This is a genomic window from Polaromonas sp. C04 (genome assembly GCF_002002705.1).
In the GTDB taxonomy this organism is placed as follows: Bacteria; Pseudomonadota; Gammaproteobacteria; order Burkholderiales; family Burkholderiaceae_C; genus Rhodoferax_A.
Genome location: NZ_MUNS01000017.1, coordinates 21,254 through 29,288, shown reverse-complemented (window position 1 = coordinate 29,288; position 8,035 = coordinate 21,254). Strand labels below are relative to the sequence as shown.

At 67.7% G+C, this 8,035-nt stretch carries 8 protein-coding genes; 4 read left to right on the top strand and 4 right to left on the bottom strand.

Annotation, left to right across the window (positions count from 1 at the left end; all coding sequences use genetic code 11):
* A partial coding sequence (locus B0E49_RS00850; RefSeq protein WP_286137721.1) for a rhodanese-like domain-containing protein occupies positions 1-330 on the top strand: 330 nt, incomplete at its 5' end.
* Between the two features lie 9 nt (positions 331-339).
* Here the strand turns inward: B0E49_RS00850 and B0E49_RS00845 are convergent.
* On the bottom strand, positions 340-1,641 hold the full coding sequence (locus tag B0E49_RS00845; protein WP_286137720.1) for a 3-deoxy-D-manno-octulosonic acid transferase: 1,302 nt from the start codon (positions 1,639-1,641) through the stop codon (positions 340-342).
* A complete protein-coding gene (locus B0E49_RS00840) occupies positions 1,638-3,026 on the bottom strand; it encodes a phosphomannomutase/phosphoglucomutase (RefSeq protein ID WP_077560077.1) in 1,389 nt (462 codons plus the stop codon). The genes B0E49_RS00845 and B0E49_RS00840 overlap by 4 nt, the downstream gene beginning before the upstream one ends.
* A 114-nt stretch (positions 3,027-3,140) precedes the next feature.
* On the opposite strand from B0E49_RS00840, the gene B0E49_RS00835 reads away from it, so the two are divergent.
* Genes B0E49_RS00835 through B0E49_RS00825 form a run of 3 tightly spaced genes read left to right on the top strand, consistent with a single transcriptional unit; the run spans position 3,141 to position 6,218 of the window.
* A complete protein-coding gene (locus tag B0E49_RS00835; protein ID WP_077560082.1) occupies positions 3,141-4,706 on the top strand; it encodes a DNA-3-methyladenine glycosylase 2 family protein in 1,566 nt (521 codons plus the stop codon).
* Positions 4,707-4,734: 28 nt separating this feature from the next.
* On the top strand, positions 4,735-5,274 hold the full coding sequence (locus B0E49_RS00830) for a methylated-DNA--[protein]-cysteine S-methyltransferase (RefSeq protein ID WP_077560081.1): 540 nt from the start codon (positions 4,735-4,737) through the stop codon (positions 5,272-5,274).
* Complete coding sequence (locus tag B0E49_RS00825) at positions 5,271-6,218, top strand: DMT family transporter (protein WP_286137719.1); 948 nt, start codon at positions 5,271-5,273, stop codon at positions 6,216-6,218. The genes B0E49_RS00830 and B0E49_RS00825 overlap by 4 nt, the downstream gene beginning before the upstream one ends.
* A gap of 30 nt (positions 6,219-6,248) precedes the next feature.
* On the opposite strand, the gene B0E49_RS00820 is transcribed toward B0E49_RS00825, so the two are convergent.
* Together B0E49_RS00820 and B0E49_RS00815 are read right to left on the bottom strand one after the other, a co-directional pair.
* Complete coding sequence (locus tag B0E49_RS00820; RefSeq protein ID WP_077560076.1) at positions 6,249-6,908, bottom strand: DUF1345 domain-containing protein; 660 nt, start codon at positions 6,906-6,908, stop codon at positions 6,249-6,251.
* A gap of 38 nt (positions 6,909-6,946) precedes the next feature.
* Positions 6,947-7,900, bottom strand: coding sequence for a MerR family transcriptional regulator (locus B0E49_RS00815; RefSeq protein WP_077560075.1), 954 nt, complete (start codon positions 7,898-7,900; stop codon positions 6,947-6,949).
* Positions 7,901-8,035: the final 135 nt, after the last annotated feature.

Below are 8,035 nucleotides of genomic sequence, written 5' to 3'. Positions count from 1 at the left end.
GTCAGCCCCGCCCACCTGTCTGACTGGTTGCAGGCCGCCCGGGCGCACGGCCAGCCCGTCGTGCTCGATGTACGCGAGCCCCAGGAACTGCAGACCGCCAGCATCCGGGCCGGGGATTTTGCGCTGGTCGCCATTCCGATGGGGGAGATACCAGCACGGCTGGCCGAGCTGGACCCGGCGCAGCCGGTGGCCTGCCTGTGCCACCACGGGGGCCGCAGCCTGCGCGTGGCAACGTTTCTGGCGCAAAACGGGTTCGAGCACGTGGTCAACATCACGGGCGGCATCGACGCCTGGTCACAGCAACGCGACCAGTCCGTGCCGCGTTACTGAGCGCCGCCTTTACGATCCGAGCAGCGCCACCACGGCAGCCGCGGTCTTGTCGACCGCACCCCGGTGCGCCGCCGCAAACCCGGTGCCGCGCTCAGCCATGGCCGCCCTGCCCGGCGCGTCGCGCGTCAGCGCCAGGGCCGTTTGCAGCGCTGCCTCCATGGAGTCGGCCCGGCTGGCCGCACCGGCGGCCTCGGCCAGCCGGGCGGCCTGCGCAAAATTGAAGGTCGACGGCCCCATCACCACGGGGCAGCCGCAGGCCGCCGCCTCGATCAGGTTCTGCCCGCCGAGCGGCTCGAAACTGCCGCCGAGCAGCGCCACATCGGCCAGGCCGTAGTACAGCGCCATCTCGCCCAGCGAGTCGCCGAGCCAGACGTCGCCGGCCTGCGGTTGCAACGCCCAGGCACTGCGCCGCGACACACCCAAACCGTGTCGCTCGATCAACGCGGCGACCTCGTCGAAGCGCTGCGGGTGCCGCGGCACGATCAGCCACTGCACTTCGTCTACTATTGATTTTGTAGCTTCATCCGCAGGCTCTGCCTTGGCTGCAGCCCGAAATGACTGAAGAAGCTGGAGAAACCGGGCTTCCTCGCCCTCGCGCGAACTGGCCAGCAGGATCACGGGCCGGCCGCACGCCGCGCGCCAGGCCTTGCCCTGCGCGATTTGCGCCGCGTCGGGCGCCGCATCGAACTTGAGATTGCCGAACACCGCGCTGACCGGCGCACCGAGCTGGCGCAGGCGCTGCGCACCGATCTCGGTCTGCGCCCACACGGCGGCCAGCGACTGGTAGGCCGGTTTGGCGATCCAGGCCAGACGCAGCGCGTTGCGCAGCGATTTCTCACTCAGCCGCGCATTCGCCAGCACCAGCGGCACACCCGCCTGCCGGCAGGCCGCCGCCAGGTTGGGCCAGACCTCGGTCTCCAGCAGCACGCCGATGCGCGGCTTGAAGTGCTGCAAAAACCGCTGCACCGCGCCCGGCGTATCCCAGGGCTGCCAGACCTGCACATCCCCCGGCTGCAGCAGGCCAGCGCCCTCGGCGCGTCCGGTCGCCGTGCCGTTGGTGAGCAGCAGGCGCATGCCGGGCAGGCGCTGGCGTAGTTGCTTGATCAAAATGGCGGCGGTGCGCGTCTCGCCCAGCGACACCGCATGCAGCCAGATGAAGCCGGTGTCTAGCGGCGCATCGTAGTAGCCAAAGCGCTCCTGCACCGCCTGCAGGTAAACGGGCTCCGCCGCGCCGCGCCGCGCCAGCTTGCGGCGCAACAAGGGCTGCGCCAGCCACATGAGCAGCGAATAGAGGCTGCGCACGACGCTCAATGCGCGGCTTCCTCGATCGTCGCGTCGGGCTTGACCTGGCGCAGCAGCGCCAGCATCTCGCCCTCGATGCGCGCCAGAGCCTCGGGCGTGTTGCCCTCGAAGCGCAGCACCAGCACGGGCGTGGTGTTGGAGGCGCGGATCAGACCGAAGCCATCCGGCCAGTCGACGCGCAGGCCATCGATGTCCGACACCCTCGCCGGCGCGGCGAAGGTGCTCGCGGCCTGGCCCTGCAGTTTCGCGGTCACGTGGTGCGGCTCGCCCTCGGCGCACTTCACATTGAGTTCGGGCGTTGAAAAGCTGGTCGGCAGCGCGTTGAGCACGGCGTTGGCATCGGGCGACCGGCTCACGATCTCGAGCAGCCGGCACCCGGCATAGGTGCCGTCATCAAAACCAAACCAGCGCTCCTTGAAGAAGATGTGGCCGCTCATCTCGCCACCCAGCGGCGAGTCGATCTCTTTCATCCTGGCCTTGATCAGCGAGTGCCCGGTCTTGTACATCAGCGCCTTGCCCCCAAACGCTTCGATCGCGGGCGCGAGCCGCTGCGAGCACTTCACGTCGAACACGATCTCGCCGCCCGGCACACGACTCAAAACATCCTGCGCAAACAGGATCATCTGCCGGTCCGGGTAAATGGTGTTGCCGTCCTTGGTGACGATGCCGAGCCGGTCGCCGTCGCCGTCGAAGGCCAGGCCCAGTTCGGCGTCGGAGGCTTGCAGGGCCTTGATCAGGTCGCGCAGGTTCTCGGGCTTGCTCGGGTCGGGGTGGTGGTTGGGAAAGTTGCCGTCGACCTCGCTGAACAGCTCGGTCACCTGGCAGCCCAGGGCGCGGAAGATGGCCGGGGCCGACGCGCCCGCCACACCGTTGCCGCAATCGACCACGATGTGCATGGGCCGCGCCAGTTTGGCATCGGACACGATGCGGGCCTGATATGGGGCCAGGACATTGATGTTCCTGACATTTCCACCCGATTGCAGCACCCAGTTCTCCTCTTCCATCATGCGGCGCAGCGCCTGGATGTCTTCGCCATAGATGGCGTGCCCGCACATCACCATCTTGAAGCCGTTGTAGTCCTTCGGGTTGTGGCTGCCGGTCACCTGGATGCCGGAGCTCGCCAGCGTGCTGGCGGCAAAGTACAGCATGGGCGTGGTCACCATGCCGACGTCGATCACGTCGATGCCGGAGGCCAGCAGGCCGCGCACCAGCGCCGCGCTCAGGGACGGGCCACTCAGGCGTCCGTCGCGCCCGACCGCGACTGTGCGCTCGCCCTGCGCGCGCGCGATGGTGCCAAACGCCCGGCCGAGCGCCTCGGCGACCTGTGGCGTGAGCGTGGACGGCACCACGCCGCGAATGTCGTAGGCCTTGAAAATGGAGGGCGCCAGCTGCATTGAATGATTTCCCGGGGTAGTTGTTGCGCTGCCCGGGATTGTAGGCGCCGCCCCCGCAAGGGATATGTCCGAAAACGGCTAGTCAAAGTGGCCGCGCCGCGTATCATCAAGCCCATGACAAGCCTCGACGCGACCCGCACCGACGACGCCCGCTACCTGGCCCTGAAAGCCCGGGACGCCCGCTTCGACGGCAGCTTTTTCACCGGCGTCACCTCCACCGGCATCTACTGCCGTCCGGTCTGCGGCGTGAAGACGCCCAGGCGCGAGAACTGCCGCTTCTTCAGCCACGCCGCGCAGGCAGAGAGCGCCGGCTTTCGCCCCTGCCTGCGCTGCCGGCCCGAACTGGCACCGAACTCGATTGCGTGGTCGATCCAGGATGCCTCCTACATCCTGGCGCACCAGGCGGCCCGGCTGCTGGACGAGCCGGAACCCTGGAGCGACGCCACGCCGTCGGTAGAGCAACTGGCAGCGCGCCTGGGCGTGAGCGACCGCCACGTGCGGCGGATTTTCGAGGCGCAGTTCGGCGTCTCCCCGGTGCAGTACCTGCAAACCCGCCGCCTGCTCACGGCCAAGCAATTGCTGGCCGACACCGACCTGCCCATCACGCAGGTCGCGCTGATCAGCGGTTTCGGCAGCGTGCGGCGCTTCAACGCGGCGTTCGTGGCGCACTACAAGCTGAACCCGACGCAGCTGCGGCGCGCGGGCGCCGCGCCAGCGGGCCACGGCATCAGTGTGCGGCTCGGCTACCGACCGCCGTACGATGTGGACGCGATGCTCGGGTTCTTCGGCAAACGGCAACTGGATGCTATTGAATTCGTAGCTACAAGCCAATACCATCCAAGGGCTGGAAGGACTTTTTGTCTTGAATCGGGGGGGCGCGCGCATGCCGGCTGGCTGCTCGCCGAATTCGACGGCGCGCACCATCAGGTGATCTTGCGCGTGAGCGATTCGCTGCGCGATGTGCTGCCGCAAGTCATCCGCCGGGTGCGTGCCGCGTTCGACCTGGATGCCGACCCGCTGGCCATCAACAGCGCGCTGAACCCGCGCTTTCCGCTGGGCGACGGGCTGCGCGTGCCGGGCACGCTCGATGGCTACGAGCTGGCCGTGCGGGCCGTGCTGGGCCAGCAGATCACGGTGGCGGCCGCGCGCACGCTGGGCACGCGGCTGGTGGAGAAATTCGGCGCGCCGATGCAAACGCCCTTCCCCGAACTGACGCGGCTCTTTCCCGCACCGGCCGTGCTGGCCCAGGCCAGCGGCGACGCGCTGGGCCAGCTCGGCATCGTCAAACAGCGCCAGGCGGCCATCGTGGCGATCGCGCAGGCGGTGGCCGAGAAGCGGCTGCAACTGCATGGCGGCGCCGATGTGGGCGCCACGATCGCCGCGCTCAAGGAGCTGCCCGGCATCGGCGACTGGACGGCGCAGTACATCGCCATGCGGGCGCTGCGCTGGCCCGATGCGTTTCCGGCCGGCGATGTGGCGCTGCAAAAGGCGCTGGGCGTGCTTGAACCCAAAAACCCGCTGCGCGCGGCGCGCGAGGCGGAGGCCGCATCAACGGCCTGGAAGCCCTGGCGCAGCTATGCCGTGATCCGCGCCTGGGCCACCTTGCCCGAGCCGGCCAAAAAACCGGCGACTACCAAAAAGATAGCTGCAAGTGAAGACAGCACAAGGGCTACAGCCTGAAATGACCATGAATAAAAAGGTGAATGAGATGAAATTCGATACGCCAGTCGTGCAAACCACCTTCCACAGCCCGCTCGGCCCCGTCATCGTGGCCGCCACCGACCAGGGTCTGGCCGGCGTCTGGTTCGACGGCCAGCGCCACCTGCCCGACAGGTCCGCCTGGCGCGTCGATGACCGGCACCCGGTGCTGGTGCGCGCCGTGCAGCAGCTCATCGAGTATTTCGCCGGCCGGCGCACGGCGTTCGACCTGCCGCTGGACCTGCACGGCGGCACGGCCTTCCAGCAGTCGGTCTGGCACGCGCTGCTCAAAATCCCGCCCGGCAAGACCACCAGCTATGGCGCCCTGAGCTCGGGGCTCGGCAAGCCGGCGGCGGTGCGCGCCGTCGGAGCCGCCGTGGGTCGCAATCCGATCAGCGTCATCGTGCCGTGCCACCGTGTGATGGGCTCGGACGGCTCGCTCACCGGCTACGCGGGCGGCCTCAATCGCAAGGCAGCGCTGCTCAAGCTGGAGGGCGCGGCCGTGCGCCCGCAGGCGCTCCACCAGGTTCAGCAGGAGAGCCTGGTTTGACGCCCGCTGCTTCTTCGTCCAGCGCCGCAGGCGGCCCGGTGTGGGCGCGCGATTTCGTGTTGCTGTCCGCCATCTGGGGCGCTTCTTTCATGTTCATGGATCTGGCCGCGGTGGAATTCGGCGCTGTCCCCACGGCCGCCGTGCGCGTGAGCATTGCCGCGCTGTTCCTGTTGCCACTGCTGTTGAAGCGCGGCCTGGGTCCGCAGTTGCTTCAACACTGGAAACCGGTGTTTCTGGTAGGGCTGCTCAACTCGGGCATTCCGTTTGCTCTCTACTGCTTTGCGCTGCTGACGATCTCGACGGGGCTGTCGGCCATCCTCAACGCCACGGCGCCGCTGTTCGGCGCGGCGGTGGCGTGGCTCTGGCTGAAAGACCGGCTCAGTGCCTCGCGCACGCTGGGCCTGCTGATCGGACTCTCGGGTGTCGCCCTGCTGGTCTGGAACAAGGCAGACGGGGGTCCGAACCCGGCAGGCGCTTCCAGCCGGGCCAACCTGCTCGCGATCGGCGCCTGCCTGCTGGCCTGCCTGTGCTACGGCACCGCAGCCAGCTTTACCAAGCGCTACCTGACCGGCCTGCCGCCGCTCTTGACCGCGGCCGGCAGCCAGCTCGGCGCCGCGCTCGGGCTGGCGCTGCCCGCGCTCTGGTTATGGCCCGCCCACATGCCCGGCGCCAGGTCCTGGCTCTCGCTGCTGGCGCTGGGCGTGCTGTGCACCGGCCTGGCCTACATCCTGTTCTTCCGGCTGATCGAACACGCGGGGCCGGCGCGCGCGCTGGCCGTCACCTTCGTGGTGCCGGTGTTCGCGGTGCTGTACGGTGTGGCGTTTCTGGACGAGCATGTCACGCTTTGGATGGCGCTGTGCGCCGCCGTGATCGTGTGCGGCACGGCCCTGTCGACGGGCCTGCTCAAGCTCGGGCGCCGAAACCGGCTCCCGGCCTCCCACTGAAACCGGCGGCGTCCAAGATGCACCCTTTAGTTACTGGAGGGCGCCCGCGATCACGTTGATGCTGAGCGCGAGCACCACCATGTTGAAGGCAAACGAGGTCACGCTGTGGATCAGCGTCAGGCGGCGCATCTCGCGCGAGGTCACCTGCACGTCGGACACTTGCGAGGTCATGCCGACCACGTAGGCGCAGTACATGAAATCAAAATAGTCCGGCTCCAGCTTGCCGGGAAAGTCCAGCCCGCCCCCGTTCGGGCCCGGCTCCAGCAGTTCCTGGTAATAGCGGTGCGCGTAGCGGAACGCAAAAATGGTGTGCATCAACAGCCACGAGCAGGCCAGCGCCGTCATCGCCAGAATCAGATGCCCGGTGCGCTGCGCGGCCGACAGCCCCTTGACGCTCTGCAGCATCAGCACGATCGCCGCCACGCTGGCCAGCACCAGCACCAGCACCAGCAGGAACAGGATCATGCGGGACTGGTCCTGCGCCTGCGCGCGCTCGCGCGTGCGATCCGCGTCAAACGCCACCGCCAGCCACCAGGACAGCACCAGGAAGCAGCCCGCGCCCACGCACCATCCCAGTAAAACGCGGCCCTGCATCGTGAGTGGCAGCGGCAGCCAAGTCGTCGCCACAGCCGCCGCAGTGGCGTACCCCAGTCGCTGGTGGCTCGTTGTTTCGGAAAAGTGTTTGCGCATGCCAGCGATTGTGGCGTGGAAAACAGAAGTCGTTGACGCTAAGCTCCCTTCGCGTGGAGCGCAGCATCGCGCTCTTCGCGTCGCCAGTGAGCGATCTGGCCGGCGATGGACTCCAGGGCCCGCACTGCCAATATTCCCGGCATGGCGCGTTGGTAGAGAACGGGACACTGGCCACCAACCCAGATGGCGGTGCGCGAGGCAAGTTGGCGCCGCAAATCGCGCAGGCCCGCGACGACGACGTGGGGGCTCAGCGCCGCCGTAAAGCTCAAGGCCACGACGTCCGCGTTATGCGCCTGCGCCGCCTGCACGATATCGCCCATTGGCGTGCGCGTGCCCAGGGACAGGCAGGCGCAACCTTCCAGTGCAAACAGGGCCTCGGCCATGAGGAGCCCCAGGCCGTGCGCTTCCTGCGCAAATGTGGTCAGCACCACCCGGGGCGCACCGGCGCCCAGGGGTGGCGGAATGCTGCCAATGGCGTTGCGCAGGACGCCAGTGACACATTCGGTATACAGGTGCTCCTCGAACACCTGAAACCGGCCGTGCATCCACTCGTCCCCCACGGCGACGTTCAGGGGCGCCACGACCGTCGTGACGAAACGCACCAGTCCCAGCCGCAACGCGGCCTGATCCAGCGCGCGCCGCAGAGGGTGTATGTCGTGACGCGCGATCAAGTCCATGTAACGGCCAAGCTCGGGCGCGTCAGGCGGGCCGCAGGGCGTCGAGGGTCGGGCCGCGGACAGCGCCTGCAGTGCCTGCGGCTCCAGCGCCACGATGCGCCCCGGGCGGTGCCCCGCATCCAGCAGGCGCCGGATCACGTGCAGGCGCTCGACCTGTTCCGGCGGATAGGCACGATCGCCCGCGCTGTCGCGCTTGGGGCGGGGAAATCCGTAGCGGCGCTCCCACACGCGCAGGGTGTCTTTGGACAGACCGGTATCCCGCTCCACGGCAGCAATGGACAGGCACTGCGGCAACGCGCGCTCGTCGTCATTCATGGCGCATTCAACTCCTGATCGCAAAAAAGCCGCATCCAAAACCCCCGGGATCGCGTAAAGAACACAAACCCGATTAAAGCGCAATTAGACAAACGTTGCAGAATTGACTAAACTGTCATAGACAAACATATTTTT

Bases quoted from the DNA above. Each gene is read 5' to 3' on its own strand.
- B0E49_RS00840 (WP_077560077.1), bottom strand. From the start codon at position 3,026: ATGCAGCTGGCGCCCTCCATTTTCAAGGCCTACGACATTCGCGGCGTG.
- B0E49_RS00835 (WP_077560082.1), top strand. From the start codon at position 3,141: ATGACAAGCCTCGACGCGACCCGCACCGACGACGCCCGCTACCTGGCC.
- B0E49_RS00830 (WP_077560081.1), top strand. From the start codon at position 4,735: ATGAAATTCGATACGCCAGTCGTGCAAACCACCTTCCACAGCCCGCTC.
- B0E49_RS00820 (WP_077560076.1), bottom strand. From the start codon at position 6,908: ATGCGCAAACACTTTTCCGAAACAACGAGCCACCAGCGACTGGGGTAC.
- B0E49_RS00815 (WP_077560075.1), bottom strand. From the start codon at position 7,900: ATGAATGACGACGAGCGCGCGTTGCCGCAGTGCCTGTCCATTGCTGCC.